This window comes from Candidatus Kosakonia sp. 282A-S69 (assembly GCF_029433855.1).
Taxonomy (GTDB): Bacteria; Pseudomonadota; Gammaproteobacteria; order Enterobacterales; family Enterobacteriaceae; genus Kosakonia; species Kosakonia cowanii_A.
Genome location: NZ_JAROAU010000002.1, coordinates 1 through 17,835 on the forward strand (window position 1 = coordinate 1; position 17,835 = coordinate 17,835).

13 protein-coding genes and 1 pseudogene are annotated in these 17,835 nt (G+C 44.7%); 7 read left to right on the top strand and 7 right to left on the bottom strand.

The window, feature by feature from the left end:
- A pseudogene (locus PU683_RS05130) lies at positions 1-227 on the bottom strand (hypothetical protein); the annotation flags it as partial.
- Positions 228-244: 17 nt separating this feature from the next.
- Positions 245-682: a DUF1795 domain-containing protein gene (locus tag PU683_RS05135; protein ID WP_277170501.1), complete on the bottom strand. Its 438-nt coding sequence runs from the start codon at positions 680-682 to the stop codon at positions 245-247.
- A 497-nt stretch (positions 683-1,179) separates the two neighbouring features.
- On the opposite strand from PU683_RS05135, the gene PU683_RS05140 reads away from it, so the two are divergent.
- Complete coding sequence (locus PU683_RS05140; RefSeq protein ID WP_076770359.1) at positions 1,180-1,509, top strand: hypothetical protein; 330 nt, start codon at positions 1,180-1,182, stop codon at positions 1,507-1,509.
- Between the two features lie 816 nt (positions 1,510-2,325).
- On the opposite strand, the gene repA is transcribed toward PU683_RS05140, so the two are convergent.
- Both repA and PU683_RS05150 read right to left on the bottom strand, forming a co-directional pair.
- Entirely contained in the window at positions 2,326-3,234 is a 909-nt protein-coding gene (gene repA / locus PU683_RS05145; RefSeq protein WP_277170502.1) for a plasmid replication initiator RepA, read from the bottom strand.
- Positions 3,235-4,573: 1,339 nt separating this feature from the next.
- The gene (locus tag PU683_RS05150) at positions 4,574-4,951 is read right to left on the bottom strand and encodes a hypothetical protein (RefSeq protein ID WP_277170503.1); all 378 of its coding nucleotides are present in this window, start codon (positions 4,949-4,951) and stop codon (positions 4,574-4,576) included.
- A 1,294-nt stretch (positions 4,952-6,245) separates the two neighbouring features.
- Here PU683_RS05150 and PU683_RS05160 point away from each other — a divergent pair.
- From PU683_RS05160 to PU683_RS05185, 6 genes are all read left to right on the top strand, one after another.
- Entirely contained in the window at positions 6,246-6,590 is a 345-nt protein-coding gene (locus tag PU683_RS05160) for a hypothetical protein (RefSeq protein WP_277170504.1), read from the top strand.
- A 448-nt stretch (positions 6,591-7,038) separates the two neighbouring features.
- On the top strand, positions 7,039-7,644 hold the full coding sequence (locus PU683_RS05165) for a CPBP family intramembrane glutamic endopeptidase (RefSeq protein ID WP_277170505.1): 606 nt from the start codon (positions 7,039-7,041) through the stop codon (positions 7,642-7,644).
- Position 7,645: 1 nt separating this feature from the next.
- Positions 7,646-8,899, top strand: coding sequence for an HlyD family secretion protein (locus tag PU683_RS05170; RefSeq protein WP_277170602.1), 1,254 nt, complete (start codon positions 7,646-7,648; stop codon positions 8,897-8,899).
- Entirely contained in the window at positions 8,899-11,076 is a 2,178-nt protein-coding gene (locus tag PU683_RS05175; protein WP_277170506.1) for a peptidase domain-containing ABC transporter, read from the top strand. Before PU683_RS05170 ends, PU683_RS05175 begins: the two co-directional genes overlap by 1 nt.
- 422 nt (positions 11,077-11,498) lie before the next feature.
- Entirely contained in the window at positions 11,499-13,409 is a 1,911-nt protein-coding gene (locus PU683_RS05180; protein ID WP_277170507.1) for an NACHT domain-containing protein, read from the top strand.
- Positions 13,410-13,599: 190 nt separating this feature from the next.
- Positions 13,600-14,595, top strand: coding sequence for a tyrosine-type recombinase/integrase (locus PU683_RS05185; RefSeq protein ID WP_277170508.1), 996 nt, complete (start codon positions 13,600-13,602; stop codon positions 14,593-14,595).
- A 790-nt stretch (positions 14,596-15,385) separates the two neighbouring features.
- Here PU683_RS05185 and PU683_RS05190 read toward each other — a convergent pair.
- The 3 genes from PU683_RS05190 to PU683_RS05200 all read right to left on the bottom strand — a co-directional run bounded on the left by PU683_RS05190 (position 15,386) and on the right by PU683_RS05200 (position 17,829).
- Positions 15,386-15,817 (bottom strand): hypothetical protein, encoded by a 432-nt coding sequence (locus tag PU683_RS05190; RefSeq protein ID WP_277170509.1) that lies wholly within the window; start codon positions 15,815-15,817, stop codon positions 15,386-15,388.
- An 8-nt stretch (positions 15,818-15,825) separates the two neighbouring features.
- Complete coding sequence (locus tag PU683_RS05195; RefSeq protein ID WP_277170510.1) at positions 15,826-16,695, bottom strand: endonuclease/exonuclease/phosphatase family protein; 870 nt, start codon at positions 16,693-16,695, stop codon at positions 15,826-15,828.
- Between the two features lie 351 nt (positions 16,696-17,046).
- Positions 17,047-17,829 carry a DsbA family protein gene (locus tag PU683_RS05200; protein WP_277170511.1) on the bottom strand — a complete coding sequence of 261 codons (783 nt, stop codon included), beginning with the start codon at positions 17,827-17,829 and terminating at the stop codon, positions 17,047-17,049.
- Positions 17,830-17,835: the final 6 nt, after the last annotated feature.

The window sequence follows — 17,835 nt, forward strand, 5'->3', positions numbered from 1 at the left end:
CGCACGCCGGTCGCCACCTCCCCGGCGAGAAAACCGACGGCGAGGCTGGCGCCGATAAGCAGCACACCGATGCCAAAGCAGGAGGCACCGATGCCTGCGACCATCAGCGCACCGGCCGCGATACCGCCGAGTGCCGCAATCGCGCCGCCGACAAGGGTGCCAAGGATCATCCCGGCCAGCGCGCCGGAATGGCCTATATCATCACCGGCACGCGCGGCTTCAAACATAACAATATTCCTTATCGTTAAGCGTGGGGACGAAAGCTTCTGAGCAGGTCATCAAACAGGCTGCTGTCTCTTTCGGTAAGCTTTTCTGCTGACGACATGGTGAAAACAAGAATATGTGCACCCTGCGTATTGAAAACGGCCTGCTGCTGCCAGATGCGTTTACCTTCGCGCAGAAAAGTGGCGTGCACACTTTCACCCTGTAAAAGATTATCGCCCAGCATCACGGCACAGCGTTCACTCTGCTTCCAGCCTTTCAGGTGCTTTTGCATCAGAGCCAGTTGGCGATCGGTGTATGCCGTCAGGTTCTCGCCCTGGTCGAGCGTATCGCGGGCAATATTGAAGGAGGGCACCTGAGTGTCCCGGGAGGTAAAGACGTTGACCGTACGGTCCAGATAGCCTTCAGGAAGCCTGACCTGCCCCTCACTGAAGTGTGCAATTTCATGTTGATCTGACATTAAGCGGATTCTACCACATGTTTCAGACGTCTGACTGTTGTATCCCCTGGATCCCGAACTTTCTCCTCAAAAGAAAATGCCCATGAGAATGAGCCAGAATGTTCGACAGAGCGTTTATTGTCCTTCTATAGAAGAATTTATTCTATCTTTTCTGCACTGGCTGGCAACTTCTGCATCTAAGGAGCGCGGGCACCCTGAATGTGCCGCAGGCACATTCAGGCGGAAATCAGGCTAAAGATAATACCTTTGCTGATTCCGCCGGAGCTCCCGGCGAGGTCGGCAACGTAACAGGAGGCAGTTTAGATATCGAAAATTATTGTACGTTAAGGAGCTTTTTTGACCTTGCTACTTTAGCTGGCCTCACCCACGAAACTTACCGGAAGCCGGTATCCGGTTGATTTAATGATAAAATTATTTAATCATATTGTTTCATTACTGCATCTGTCACAGTAATGAAAAAATGAGTTTACCTTTCACCTGATATGGAACTGTGTTAAATGAAAAACATAACTATTTTAAGCACTCTACTTATTTCTCTTGGGCTATCTGGCTGCGGAATGGTTGATAATGCTGTTCGGGGTGATGAAAGCCTTAAGGAAAAAGCTGCATTTGCTCTGGGCACAACTTCAGATAAAATAACGATAAGTAACCGGAAAGCCGATATAGACTCAGTTAAATTCAATGCAACTACAAAGGGTAAAGTATACCAGTGCTATTATACCTCCGCTGGTATAAGTAGCGATGCATTGTGCTCTCCTACAGACGGTTCTGGTTTACCGGCTGGCTCTCAATGTAATGCCTTACTTAAAGCCGCCGGTAAATGTTAATTTAATTTTTGTAACCGGAGCGCGAGCAGTGCGCAGTGCGACCCTGAATGTGCCGCAGGCACATGCCGGCGGAAATCAGGCTGAAGATGACTCCGTTCCTGCATCCGCCGGAGCGCCCGGCGAAGCCGGCAACGTAATAGCCTGTGGCTATCACCCCCCCATTCCTGCTAAGCCATAACCCGCTAAAAGCGACACAGAACGTGTTGTGCGCGGTCGGAGTGGTCACGTCGAGGCATTGCCGAAGACGGGGCGTATCTCCGCGTTAGCGTCCCGTCAGGGCGCTTACGAGCGTGTTACCCCATACTTACCGCAACACTACGTGCAGCAACTCAAACCCTTAGTTACATCATCCCCTTTAAAAGCGGCACTGTTCCGGGCCTCCGGCCCGGGGCGGCGCGGCTTTTCAGGGGCTAAATGGCCGCATGGTGGCCGGATTCTGGCGCTGACGGGACCCGCCACGAGCGGTGGGGGGAAGCTCATTTCTGAGCGGCGCAGCCGTGAGGCTGCTGCAAGCGAAGGCCTCTTTGACTTTTCCCCGTTATCCACCGTTTTTATCCAGTGAATAAGGTGCATCTTTTATGAATATAAGTAAGGACGAACTCCTGAATATATTGCGCCTTTCCTGACAAGGGTTGCAGGAAAGGCCTTTATTCTGTTTGCGAAAATCTGTGGGTAAAAGAAAGTGATGGCCATCGCACGCCCGTGTGAGGCATGCCGGCAGTGGGAGAGGCGTATGTGTTGTGTGATATTTAACCGGAAATTTATGACAGACGTGCGGAAGCCTCCGCAGCAAAGCGGATGTTTAAAAAAGGCGAGCTAGTGAGGGGGCGGCGTTCCCGGCGGCTCCAGGCTGACCAGCTCCAGCTGATACAGCTGCGACCAGACCAGTTTCTCGAACTGCTGATGTGTCATATGGCCGGTCCGGCCTTTCATGCTGCGCATCAGGTCCTCGGACACCTGCCGCTTGCGCTCGTCAAAGGGCAGCGCCGCGAGTTTTTTGCGTTGCTTGCCCTCGAGGGCGCGCGTTCTGCGCGACAGGATGGTCTGGTGCCGGCAGCGTTCGTACCAGCGACGGCGGGCGGCTTTCAGGCTCAAGGTTTCGCCTGGTGCCAGCTGTCCGTCCTGAATGGCGGCCAGGCGTGCATCCTGTTCGGCCCGGAGTTTGTCCATATTTACGCCGGTCAGGCGCCAGCCGGCTTCGGTGATGATGATATGTTTCGGGAAGCGGCAGTTATTGATGACATCCCACTCAGACTCCGGCTCCTCGATGACACCAAACGGCACCAGAGCGGTGATGAGGCGTGAAACACGAGAGACGGTGACCGCCTCCTCAGGAATAATGTTGCCCTGTTCATCCCTAGGACTCAGCTCTTCCGCCAGCTTTGTGGTATTGATGGTCACAATGCTGGTGGCCAGATCGACCTTATTCATGAACAGGATGAACAGCGCATCGAGCAGTCCCCGGCGCTCAGGATAAAATGCCCGCTTGCGCCCGGTCTGCGGTCGCAGGAAGGTGAAGAGGGGGTCGGCAGAGACCCGGCGGCGCACAACCCATTCCCCGGTCGTTTTGTCCCGGGTCATCAGGTTGCGCAGGGCGCGGCCATGCTCTTTGCTGAGGGCTTTGTAGTGTGCCGGGCGGACATACTGAGGTGCCGGACATTTACAGGCCGTGGAATGAGTACCACGGTGGCGACGGTCGTCGCGTAGTTTGAGATTGTCATTCACGCCGGCCTTTTCTTATGGCGGCCGTGTGTTGTTTTATGTGGTGCATGCGTTATAATCCTTCACAGGCGCTGCGCCTGCTTTTGGACCCCCTGATATCTGAATCTTCCGCCAAGTTGAGTACAGATTTCGGGGGGTTTTTGCATTCAGGCTCCGGCAAATCTGCCGTCACCTGTTCCCGGGCGTCTTTCGGACACGCCCCATCCATGAATTCCTTGCGCTTTTCTCCCGCTCGCATGTACAGACGAAAAGCATGAATTATTCCTGTCTCCCATAACCCTCCGTCCCACCACAAGACATCAGATCAGGTCAGCACGCTGATTTGAGATAAGTTCATAACTCAGATTTGTAGCTATGAAAACGCCTCACCACAGGGTTTCATATACGATGAAGTCTATCCAATTGGCGTCAGGTTTTCCAGTGTATCGAACTAGACTCGTTCAGGCCGCATCAACATAACGACAGATTACCGTCTGACGAGTCCGATACTGGAAAAACTTTAACCTGTACCCTACATTCGCTCAACACGAGCGCTGGACTCGTTAGGGTCAGGTTGAAGGCTAAAACCGATTGGTATAAACGGCATGGTTTTCCAGAGATGCTGCAGGTTATGCTGCGGCAAAGATATCAGCGCAATTAAAAATGGTTCGACCATATTTGCTGTCTTCTGAAAACAGGCATGCAGCTTCTGGCAGTACGTAACCCATCTGTTCCTGCATGACCTGCGGTAAATCTTTGCGACGGCGTTGATGGATCAAGAAGAATATTTGTTACTGCGAAGGATGCGGTGGGTCATGCAAGTGTGTCCGGAAGTACGATCGGCATATCGAGACAAAGATGAGCAGTACGCGGGACAGTTTAGATATTTAAAACCGGCTTATATTTGAGCTCAAGCTTTAGAAAACCGAACATAAGGTTTTGCCTGGTTGAAAAAGCCCGGAGGGACCGGGCATGTCATCATTTTAATATCGTCTGCTGTCAGGTCGCCCTCAAATTCATTAATTCTAAGGATGGATAAGTCATGAATTACATCTGTCTTTTATCTTCTTGTATATGATTGTCTTTACGAAAGATATACTTCATAGAGAGGAGTATATTCTTGATTGAAACATAGGTTCCCACAGGTATAGCAACCCACAAAATGATTAGAGAAAGCTCTTTAGGTATGCTATAAAACCAATAAACTACCATGTTCAAATTAAGATATAAGGCCGGAACTATCAAAAATGAAATAATAAGGCATAAATAATGCCATTTCTTTTCAAAATGCATCGTAAGCACCTTAATCAACAGCACCAGAACCACTGGACTGGTTCTGGTATAATGCAATAAATCCGTGGGATTATCTGCAGGTTCCACCAAAGCCGCCATCATTACAACTACTGCGACCTCGGTTATCTGAATTGCTGTTATCAGAACCTTTGAAGCAACCTCCTGCGATAACCCCGCCTATCAATCCACCTGCAAAGCCGAGCGGAGTACCGGAAGACAGGCCTCCTATAAGACCGCCTGCAACTCCATTTGAACAATCTCCCTGACCTAAGCCTTGGTTTTTAGCGGCAGTATTACCCAGACGTCCATTAGCCTGCGCACCATAGCCTATCCCGCCCAAAGTCGAGTTATCCCGGGAGCTTCCATAATTCCTTTCATGATCTCCGGAATTACCACCTCCGCTTACTATAGCTATCTCATCAAAAGACAACTCTCTGATATTAAGCATAAAAATCCCTCTTTGTATGTGATGTGAATTTTGCACTGTGTGCTATTTGTTTATCACATAAGCGAGGTGTCAATAAAATCAAAGTATTGTAATATTATGTAAATTCAAGCGGATTATATATAGGATGATTGTAAGCAAATTACGATATTCTTTCTTCGCAGAATTAAAATCGGTTATTTTATAACTGTTTATTCTGTAGGACGCGCTGAGGTTAGGCTGCATTAAGTGCAAACCGATGAGAATATGCGGTTGTCAATGGTGTGCTTTATTGATCGCCGCCAGATTCTGTTTGGGAGAAGCCAGACCGGCAATGATTATGACGGTTCCGCGGGCGACGCATTCCCGACTGGCATTACAATCAGCCTGGCGTACCCGTAGGAGCCTGCGCGAGTTTCCAGTACAGGGGCATGGTTCACGACGTTCAGCTCATCCACGCCGGCGTAGTGAGCGCAGCTTGAGTTTTCAGGTGCCCCTCGATATGCTCGGTGTGATAAATCTTGTTATGGTATATTAGGCAGTCTACTGCGCCTTTTGTTCTCCGGCCCCTGATACCTCCCGCTTCGATGCAAGTATCGGCCACATTTCTAAAGAGATACCGCACGTCAGGGCAGGTTTTCATCATCTGTCCTGCTATTGTTGCTGCTTCTGGCTGACCTGTATCAGTTCTTCCGGATGCGCCTGCAGATAGACAACAGCTATTTTTCCCGATCCAGCCTCTGGCCTGTCCTCAGAACTTTCGGCCCAGTGAAATCTTAAGTACTTCTACTTCCTTATCCAGCATTGCATAAGCGTCTGCTTCTTGAGGCGGATGCTCTCCGAGCCACTTAACTTCAAAGGTTTCCAACCGCCAAACTTCTTGCGCCAGGTTTAGAAGGTTTCGTCTGAAATAGGATGCTTGCGCCAGAGTTCACGGGTCGAACCCCGGGCTTCGTGCTCGCGGACGAGACTAATGATCAGTTCGTCGGAAAATCGCTTCTTCATGGGGATGTCCACATGTGAATAATGAAGACATTACTAATATCACGGTGCGTTAATCAACGGCAAACAGGTCAGCTAGATAAGTATCGAAATAATAAGTGTTTTTACATTCACTTTCAGCGCAATCGCTAACTGTGCTTAAAACCAAATTAATATTTCAAATTTTACATGCTAAAGGATGGTTACTAAAAAACACTTTACACAAATTTGTTATTTACAAAATATTACAATAATTCAATTTTCTTGACGCTTTGCTTATGTGATAAACAAATAGCACATAGTGCAAAATTTACATTACATACAAAGAGGGATTTTTATGTTTAATATCAGAGAGTTGTCTTTTGATGAGATTTCCATGGTCAGTGGTGGAAACGCGAACAGTAACTACGAAGGTGGCGGTTCGCGTAGGGGGGGAGGCAGCTCATCTCGCTCTGGCCGTTCGTCAGGCAAAGATATTTACAGTGGTGTAGATTCTTGTGGCGCTGGAATATTAGGTGGCATGGTTGCCGGCTCTGCTGGCGGACCTGTGGGTATGGCTTTGGGGATTGCTGGCGGTATGATAGCTGGTCAATGCACTAAAGATAGCTTTAGCAGTAAAGGCGGCAATGGTAATGCTAATCAAAGCCAGTCTCATGATTTTGGCGGCCAGTGCCACTGGTAATTCCTAAGTAAGTTTTTACACTCCCACTAAGATTACCTCTGCGTTTTAATATCCAGTTATTAATACACGAGATAATGCCGTCTTAGTGGGGTTCAATGATGTTGGTTTTAGCAGGAAATATAAATAGAATGTTTTTTATAAAAAAATTATTTTACTTCTTAGCTTATCTAGGTTTATTTCTTGTCGGTTTTACGTTGTTAAAATATGCGAACATCCTTGACATAAACAACATCTCAAGAAGTGAGATGATATCGAAGTTTTTTGTTATGCTAATCGTACTTATAGCCGTAACCAGATGGGGTATTAATTTATATACCTATTTGACGGGGTATAAGCATAATTAATTGTAATTGAGAAACTTTAATTGTCACTCACGTATTGTTAGTTTTATAAGGCTCATCGGTAAATAATTGAAATAGCGTAGTTATTATATTTAAGGAACAATAAAGTGAATTTCAGGACGAAAACAATAATTTCTTTTGCATCGGTTCTACTATCTATAGGTATTACAGCGTTTCCTCTCCTTACATTAGAGTGGGTCGGGTTGGAAACGTCATTGTATCTTATGTATTTACTTGAATTTATCCTTTCCGTTGGAGTCGTGATTCTTCTCTATAGGCAACCCTGGGTGCTTGGTAATAAAAGCTTTTTTTTTAAGTGCTTGCTATTAATTATTTCTATTCAACTCCTTGTTTATATGATGAGAGAGAGTAGCATTCAATCCGGTCAATTCCCTTTCAATCAAGCGCTACCATTATTGCTTGCTTTCTTTGCTGTACCTTTTTACGAGGAATGCATTTACAGGGGTTGCCTGATTGACTTTCTTCGTTTAATTTTTAAAAGAAATACTATAATGCCTGTAGTATTAACTTCTTTGATTTTCAGCGCTATGCATACACAGTATTCAAGTATTCTGGATTTCTCTGTTTTGTTTGCCGCTTCTGTAATATTTTCTGTTGCACGACTTAAATCTGGGAGTTTATTACCTTCAATTATACTGCATTCATTAATGAATGTTTTTGTAATTGCGCTTAATGTTTTTATCTCAAAATAATATGACATTATTCAGAACTGAAGCTCTAGAGCACCAGAACGACACGGCTTTGGGTGAAATAATAATCCCGACATCCTTCAGAAGTTCAATAAGTGCTTTGCTGACGGTCTCCTTATTGGTTCTCATCTTTATTTTTATGAGTAGTGCTGTTTATACCCGAAAAGCTCATTTGTCTGGTATTGTCATGCCTTCATCAGGACTAATAAAGGTTATCCCTCAATATTCAGGTTATGTCACAAAGATGAACATATCTGAGGGACAGCATGTGAACATTGGCAGCCCACTCTATTATATCAGTGGCGAGCATTATAACGGGCAGGGAGCCGGTACCCTGGCTGAGCTGCGCCTATCGTTTAATACACAATATCAGATACTTGAATCTCAGCAACGACTCGAGATGCGCGACAATAGTCAACAACAGCAGGGACTTAAGCAACGAATTTCTTCTCTTAAACCGCAAATAATGAGTGCGCAGCAACGCCTTAAAGAGGCTGAAAATCAGGCAGAAATTTCCACCACAATGATGAAGCGTTATCGAGATCTTGTACCACGCCACTACGTCTCAGATATCGAATATAAGCAGAGACAAATGGCTGTCGCTGCCGCTAATGAAAACGTTGAAGAACAGCGCATGGCTCTTTTGCAACTTCGTACGGCTAAAGAAGCGGCAGAAGATGAACTTCAGCATCTGATTACACTTGGGGAGAGCCGGAATCAGGAGCTCGACCGACAGCTACAGGAGATCAAACAGCAACAGGTAGAGCTAGCCAGTCAGGAGAGTTTTATGCTAACGGCCCCAGTTTCTGGGACAGTTGCTGCCGTTCTGATAAAAGAAGGACAACCAGTCCATGCCTCTGAACCGGTCATGACCATCGTACCCGATGATGCCCGTCTCCAGGTTGAACTATATGCAACCAGCCAGAATGCAGGATTTATTCAGCCCGGGCAACGCGTTGCGCTTCGCTTCAGTGCATTCCCATATCAGAAATTTGGTGTCCAGTACGGTGTTATCAAGGACATTAGTCATACCACGCTGACACCTACAGACCTACTCTCCGTCTCACCGGTGACCTGGAAAGAAAATGAAGGGCACTACCGTGTCATTGTTGAACCGGAGCAGATATCTATTCGTGCCTACGGCAGGCAGGAGCCTCTACGCCCAGGTATGACTCTTGAAGGGGACGTAAACCTAGACACCCGTTATCTGTGGGAGTGGCTGACGGAACCACTGTGGAGTGTGAAAGGAAAACTGTGATGGAAGCATTGAACTGGAGTGGCAGGAAACGCTTGCCCGTAATACGACAGGCAGAGTCTGCGGAGTGTGGATTAGCCTGCCTGGCTATGATGGCTAGCTGGTACGGACATAATATAGATTTACCGAGTTTGAGGGAATTTTTTACTGTTAGTTCCCAAGGAATGACTCTTAAAAGGCTTACGGAATGCGCTGCAGGTCTCCGTCTGTCATCACGGGCAGTCAGACTGGAGCTATCGGATCTTAAGTCGCTTGATCTGCCGTGCATCCTCCACTGGAACATGAACCATTTTGTCGTTCTCCATAAAGTACGGGGAAACCAACTCACTTTGCATGATCCTGAAAGGGGAAAAGTAACATTATCTTTGCAGGAGGCAGGAAAACATTTTACTGGTGTGGCACTGGAGTTAACTCCTGCCGCTGACTTCATGCCGAGGGATGATAGAAAAAAAATACATCTGCGCCAGTTGACTGGAAAAACCTCTGGATTGGTTCCGGCAATGCTACGTATTTTGATTTTCGCATTAGCGCTGGAAATTCTGGCGTTAGGTTCGCCTCTCCTTAATCAGCTGGTGATTGATGAAGTACTGGTAACCGCGGACAGAAATCTACTTACACTTGTTATCGCGGCATTATTCTTGCTAACCCTGACAAATATGATGCTCTCGCTGGCCAGGCAGTGGGCAACCATCACCCTTTCGGTAAACTTCAACATGCAATGGACCGCCAGAGTCTTTCACCATCTGGTACGGCTTCCTCTGGCATGGTTTGATGCGCGCAGTTTGGGAAGTATCAGTGCCCGTTTTAGCGCAGTCGACAATATCCAGCAAGCGTTGACCACTCAAGTGCTTGAAGGGATTATGGATGTGTTGTTGGTGCTTACTTCGCTTACGATGATGATCTTGTATAGCCCAAGCATGACATTGATTGCGGTTCTTGCAGCAGTGATCTACGGACTCATGAGAGCATTATGGCACCCTTCATTGAAGCAGTCTGCAGAGGATACATGGGATGCAGAAGCTCGCGAATCCGGACATTTCCTTGAAACATTGGGTGGTATCCTTAGCCTCAGGATTAACGGTGTAATGTCACACAGGGAAGCTGCCTGGCTCAATCTCAATGTCGTACGCAGGAATACCCACTTACGTCAGAGTCGCCTGATGATGTGGTATAACGTTGCACATACGCTAACGGGTAGTGTGGTTACCGCCATTATTTTATGGAAAGGCGCGGGCGCTGTACTTGACGGTACCTTTACCGTAGGCATGCTGGTCGCCTATTTAGCTTATCAGGAACGCTTCTCTGGCAGTATTAGTAATTTGACAGACATGGTGTTTTCTTGGCGTATGCTCGATATTTACAATACTCGTCTGGCCGATATTGTGCTGAGCCAAACCGAAGAACAATTACATCAACCTCATTCGGCAGTTGTAAACGTTCGCGACTACTCCCCTGCGATGAGAGAATTCTCTCTTGCAGAGGCGGAACCACCATTGACTCTGAATAGTATTTCATTCTTCCATAAGGGTTCAGGTGAGAAAGTAATCAGAGACATATCGCTGACAGTGAATCCAGGTGAAGTCGTGGCTATAACGGGTAAGTCAGGTTGCGGTAAATCTACGTTATTTAAACTGATCTTGGGAACCCACTCTCCGGAAAGCGGCGTTATCCGTACCTTTGGAGTACCTCACACGCACCCCCACTATTTTCAGGTTCGTCAGCGTATTGGAACTGTTCTTCAGGAAGACCAACTTTTCAGGGGGTCAATTGCTGAAAACATCATATTCTTTGATGAAGAGCGTGATCAGGAAAGAATGGCATGGTGCGCGAGAATAGCCCTCGTTTACGATGATATTATGTCGATGCCGATGGGTTTTCAGACATTAATTGGCGAAACCGGGGGCACCCTTTCTGGCGGCCAGAAACAAAGGGTTTTGCTTGCGCGGGCATTGTATAAGAAGCCTGGATTATTGCTTCTTGATGAAGCAACTAGCCACTTGGATGTAGAAAGTGAAATTATCATAAGTCAGACACTTCGAACCTTGGGTATTCCCGTTCTCCTGATCGCCCATCGTAAGGAAACGTTAGCTTCAGCTGATCGAATTTTGTTTATGGGGGAGGGCGTAATAATTAAGCAGACATTTGGAGTTGAGGAAGTTGAGTGCCAAAAGCCCTGTTGAGAAATACTTTCCAATGCCTATGATATAGGCAGGAGTCGCTTGAGCTAAACCATATGGGAACTTTTTTAGCCGAATGCGTCAAGTAACATCGAGAATCTCAGTAGGTCTTTCGTTTTTGAGCCTATGTTTTATTTTCTTGATGTATCTACCTTAAACCATGACAGGCGCAGCGCCTAAGTTTAATTCCCTAATATCTGAAACTTTTTTCAAGTTCCAATAATATTAAGGGTCATTCATCAATGAAAAAATTATCATAAATTTCTTGAGGTCTTTTTTCCTGCACACATCATTTTATGAGTGATGCTGTGCTAGGCGAGTTGATGAATATACCTTGCAATATAAATAAATCGGGCCTAGTATCAGGTTGTACGATGATTTTCAAGGCTTGTTTTTACTTTTTCAATTTTTTATGAGGGAATATTATGGTAGCTGAAGCAGCAATCGGTGGCTATATCCTATCTAAAGCAGATATGTTACTTGATGAGAGCATTAAGGATAACTTTAAATTATTGATGTCCACCTTGTTAAAAGAAAAATGGACGCATAAGTCGAAAAAAGGCAATGAATTAATTTCGAAAATCCTCATCGAGGATGAGATCTATAGTGGATTTATTAAATCACATATAATGGAATGTTTGTTTATAAAAACAATTGATGGTAAAAACAAAAATGTTTTTGTAGACGATATATACATTGAGACTCAAATAGAACTTATTGATGATAACACATCGCTTAACTCAAAAAAAATCATAGAGCTAGCGAGAACGGAAGCTTTAAATATTGAGGGTATTGCAGGGCAAGGGAAAAGTACATTTTTAAGAAGGTTAATGCTTGATTGCATCAAATTGCGTACGCATTTACCTATTTTCATAGAGCTTCGTAAGCTAAAAGATGAGCAGAGTATCATCAGTGCGGTAGTTTCTGTACTTAGAGTTGCGGGGCTTGATGCTGATATTGAAAATACACAATCTGCTCTTATGAGCAAAAAACTTCTCCTTTTGCTAGATGGCTATGATGAGCTTAGGAATGAAGATAGAGAGAGGATATATAATGAAATTGAAGAGTTGAAGTTGAAGTTTAAAACTCCTTTAATTATAACCTCTCGTCCTGATACCGCCATCTGTAATAGTACGCTTGTTAAAGGGTTAAGAATTAAAAATCTCTCTCGGTCAATGGCACTGGATATCATCAAAAAAAGAATGGATGAGGAGCACTATACAAAAGCTAAAGAAATTCTAGAAGTGAATGAAAGATTATTTGACTCACTCATAACGCCTATACTAGTTTCTCTTTTTTGTGCGAGCTATCCTGAAACCGACTTTATACCCAAAACTGCTAGTGATTATTATTCTCGAATTTTCAACATCTTATATGAAGGACATGACAAAAGGAAATTATTTTACAATCGTGAAAAAAAACTTAATTTACCAACTGATTTAGCAAAAAAAGCATTTATGGCTCTTTGTTTTTTATGCTTTTCAGCTTCAAAACTTTCTCTTTCTAAGGAAGAGGTATTACATGAAATATACATGTCACTAAAGAGTATAGGCAAAGAAAATAATTTAGATGATAGAGAGTGCTTTCTAGAAGATTTAGTGAGTGTTACTGGCCTTATCAACTCAGATGGCTTTGAAAACTACTCATTCATTCATCGTTCAATAATGGAATACCATGCATCTGTTTACATCAAAAACTCCGAAAAAAAATCAACATATCAAAATAAAATTTGTTCGGAATTATTAAAATACAATGACGAGTTTTTTGGGTTGACTGAGTTTTTATATGAAATAGATCATGAATCAACCTTAAAAAATATCACAATACCTATATTTGAACGCTTTGGTTTTGATGCGAACCATGAAGTCAGTAGCGAACAATTAGATATGATTTATAATTCTATCATAGGTGAGGCAAGAATTGGTATGATTTTTTATGGTGAAAGAACCCACCATAAAGACAATAAAAAAATCCAAGAATCTCTTTTTATCAATAAAGTTGATCAATTTAACGATATTTCATTTGTGTTTAATATTTTTATTGATGACAGCAGTCAAAAAATTAAAAGTTTTAATGATATAACGCAGAATACAATTTTTAACACACCAACTAAGCGCACTTATATATCTACTCATGCAAAAAAAGTTAAAAACCATGAAGTAGAATTCTCCAACGACAACTCTACTTCGCTTCCGAATTTGATATCCGATATGAATTTAACAGAAGATCTTAAAACAGCATTTTCAAAAGAAGTGCTGAAAATTAAGAAATTACATAATATTCTGGTCGATAAATTGAAGGTTATGTCTGATTCGGAAAGTTACTTTTCATTATAATTTAATGAAACCCACTCTTAGCAGCATTGCGCTAAGTGTGGGTTTTTCTCTAGTTACTAAAATGTACCTTTGAAAAAGTAGAGGTGTGCTGATACTATTGGGCAGACCTATGCGGTACCAGATTTCACGCAGCGCACCGGAGGCTTTTCACCGGCGGCCGCCGGATTTTACTGACGGGGTACGGAGCACGATGCCTGGCTTACCTTACGAAGACGACTTTCTTCCTTTCTCTGCCCCGGCCAGTTCCGGCGCGAAGGCAAATCTGTTGCCGACACTGTCGGGTGACACTGTCACCCCCGTCAACCCGGCCCGTGCCTACCTTATTTCCCTTAATTCACCCCGCAGCCGGCAGACAATGGCCTCGTTCCTTAACACGGTGGCCCGGATTCTCGGCGCCCGGGACCTGACGGACTGCAGCTGGGCGGCGCTGCGCCGGCACCATGTGCTGGCCCTCACCGAAATGCTGCGGGATACGGGGCTGGCGGTGGCCACCATCAACACCTATCTCTCCGCTCTGCGCGGCGTGGCGCTCGAGGCCTGGATGCTGAAGCTGATGAGCGTCGAGGATTACCAGCACATCCGGGCCGTGCGTTCAGTGCGGGGCAGCGCCTTGCCGCGGGGCCGGGCCCTGAGCCGGGAGGAAATCCGTCACTTATTTGGTGCCTGTGAGGCGGACCGGAGCAGTAAGGGCGTGCGTGATGCGGCCCTGCTGGGCGTCCTTCTCGGATGTGGCTTACGCCGCTCTGAAGCCGTGGCCCTGAATTATGCGGATATACTTACCGGCGAGCGCGCCCTGAAAGTCCTCGGCAAAGGGAACAAGGAAAGAGTGGCATATGTCCCGGCCGGGGCATGGCAGCGGCTGGAGCTGTGGGTGGACCAGGTCCGGGGCGAGGCTCCCGGGCCGCTGTTCACGCGTATCCGCCGGCACGACTGCCTCACGGAAGAGCGCCTGACCGACCAGGCGGTATACCATATCCTGCAGGTGCGTCAGCGCGAGGCCGGACTGGACAGGTGCGCCCCGCACGATCTGCGGCGAACTTTTGCTACCGCACTGCTGGATAACGGGGAAGATCTGATTACCGTCAAAGATGCGATGGGACATGCCAGTGTCAACACCACACAAAAGTACGATCGCCGTGGTGAAGATAAACTTCGTCGCGCACGGGATAATCTTAACCTTGATTAATTCAGCAGCTTCTTTGGCTATCTTATACTGTATAAAAAAGACCCAAAAAGTAAGACCTTAAATTTTAGCTTGCTTCTTTTCCATCTGATCTGAGAGCATCATTCGCAGCGGACACACCACTAAGAAGTGTAAGTGCCTCCTTTTCGCTAAACTCCCTAAACAGTTTTCGCATCTCTTTTACGCATTTGACCATTTTCTAATCTTCAGCTGCTTTTCAAATGCTTTTAGTATCCTCGATGGCTACTGTCAGGTCATCTTTTCGATATAAAAGCATACATTGTAGCTCTATCAGCATGAAGCCGCCCGCTCGATCATATCCAAACTTATCCCCGCACATCTGTATAGCGGCGATAATTAGATTATGGTTAAGGATTATACGATGGTGAGTGCCAATGTCAGTACCACAAATAAGCATGGCCGGCGTAGCGTGGAAAAAATTCGAAAGTTCGAAACAGACTCTTCCTGCACGAATTAGGTTAATGAAGAACTTCTTTGGAGAATACGGTCACTTTCTTTTCGTGCCTGTAGAGGATCTTCCGCACGCTGTCTTTTGCAGTCTTCACCAGTAAACAAAGAATGGGGCAAGGCCTTGTCCTGACGCAGGAACGCCAGTTATGCTTGTGTCCATTGCGCTGATAAGGCGTGAAACATGCGCTTTATCAATAAGAGTTAGTTGATTTAAAAAGTAAAAATCAAAGGTGTATTAATTATTTTTATTTCTCGTTTCATCCTTAATATTGCATACAATACAGTTTCTAATACTTAATTGATAGCTTAGTATATTATTAATCTAAAACGGAACGTGACTGTTATCCTCAGATATTAATTTCATTATCTCAATTGATTTTTTATCAATAATATAGGCTAAAGTTTCTTTCATTTCGTCAACACTTTTACACTCGAAAAATTCCGAATCGGTTTCCAATTGCATTGGATATCCAGTGCTTTCATTAATACTAAATCCAAGCAAAATTAAATTAGAGCCATAACTTTCATCACTTTTCTTCTTAATATAAACAAGCCTTTTGCAATCTTTGAACAAAAAAACCATTGGTTCGTTTTCACAAATTTTATAATCAATGGAATTAGATGTTAGCTCTTTTAGTATATCTAAAACTGAAGAAATATCATCTTCTATTCTTGCTTTTAATTGCAAGATGTTATTAGCATTCTCCAATGATTTCTTTAATCTTTCTTTCAATTCTTCTAATTTACTTGTCATGATAAATCCTACAAAAAAATAGGGTAATGATCAAAGGTTTCAAAAAACCTGCGATCTAGACATGTGTTATCATCGCCCATGATGCGATAAAAATCAAGACTGTTCATATCTAATTGTAGACAGCTATCAGTACCAAAAAGAAATGATGATGAAAATAATATTTGATCAAAAACAAACCACCGATTCGTTGATCCTGACTTATAATGGTAAGTACCTAAATTGTTGGTTTTTTTATCAGATAGAAGGTACCAAAACGGGTTGAAAAGTAGCTTCCTTTTTTTTTGCACCTGATGATAATCTCTTGTTGCATATAGTTTTTCATTAATAGCAACAGAGTAAGGGTTTGTATTATAGTCTCCCATACATATTATTTGGGAATCAACGCCGTGATCATCTAATATTTTCGAGATGTTGCTTCGTAGCGCTTCAGCTACATCTTCTCGTGTTTTTTCACTTGCACTTAAAACTGAAGGCCAATGAGACAAAAAGACCGTTAGCAAGCGTTCTGTTTTAATATCTTTAAAAACAACTCTTACACCAACACGCAAAGTTTTATCATCTGGCTGTATTTTTGTAATGTATTTAAATGAGATAAACTCTAACTTCGAGGCTTCATACATAATTGATATATCAATTATTACTCGCCCTACTTTTCCAGATAAATCCAGATACTCAAGATCTAATTTCTTTGCGAGATCTTTAAAATCAATAGCTTCATCCTCTGATATTTCACAAATCCCAAATAAATCGACACTCTTTTCTTGGGATATCTTTTTTATATAATGTTTTGCCAATGTAATAGCTTGAGTTTTATCTTTATTGTTCGTTCTTATAGGTGGAGAGATTCCAATATTCCACCAACATATGTTTAATTCCATAGCGTCATCATTTTTAACATATTTTCCACATTGTATGTTTTTTTTATTTTTTTTTAAATTATTTTATTAAAAATATATGACGCATACTAAAAACTGAAAATAATCCATAAATATCAAATGGTTAGCATTTATTTTTTGATGGTAACTGTATTTTCCTCTCTAGCTTTGATTGTCCTTTCTCCCGGTCATTTGGGCAATCCGGTTTGATAAGGTGAAGTCTCGAGCCTGTTTGATAGCTCTCTAAGAGCATCAAAGTTCTCTCAGCCCTCACCCAGCGTTTTCTATATGCAGATGTTCAAATTTTTAAAGACTAAACAAGAAGATTGGACATGCTCTGCGAGACAGGACACTTCAGTGCTTTACTTTATCGATCGCTGCCAGAATCTGCTCCGGTGACGCCTGCCCGGCAAAGGCAGAGATGCTTTCAGGCGAGGCATTCTCCACCGGCATCACAATCAGGCCTGGCGTGCCCGTGAGCTCCAGCGCCTGCGCGAGCGCATCGTTTTTTTCCAGAACAGGGGCATGGTCCACGGCGTTCAGCGTATCCACGCCGGCGTCGTGAGCTGCCGCCTTAATATCCTCTGTTGTCAGTTCACCCTCGATGTGCCCCGTGTGATAAATCCCGTTATGGTAGGTCAGGTAGCCTGCTGCGCCTTTCGCTTTCCAGACCCCGATACCATACTGCGCCGCCAGGGACGACGTCTCCCACTTCGGTGCAAATATCGGCCATTCCTTAAAGATGTAACGCACGTCAGGGCGGGCTTTCATCACCTGCTCCATGCCCGGTGCCAGCCTGCTGCAGAACACGCACTGATAGTCGAAGAACTCAATCACGACGACCTTCGCGCCGGCCGGGCCGGTCACCGGCGTGTCAGCATCCCTGAGCAGTGCCGCCCGGTTATCCATGACTTTCAGGCTCATGGCCAGTTGCTCACGCGCATGCTGTTGTTGCTGCAGCTTCTGGCTGACCTGCACCAGAACGTCCGGGTGCGCCAGCAGATAGTCAGCGGCTATTTTCCCGATGCGGGCTTCCTGCTCAGGCGTGAATGCCGGCGCAGGTGCCGCATGGAGTGGGGTGAAAACAGATAATATGATTGTTGTAACTAATGGCAGTGTTGCCTGTCTGGCGTTCATGAGTGC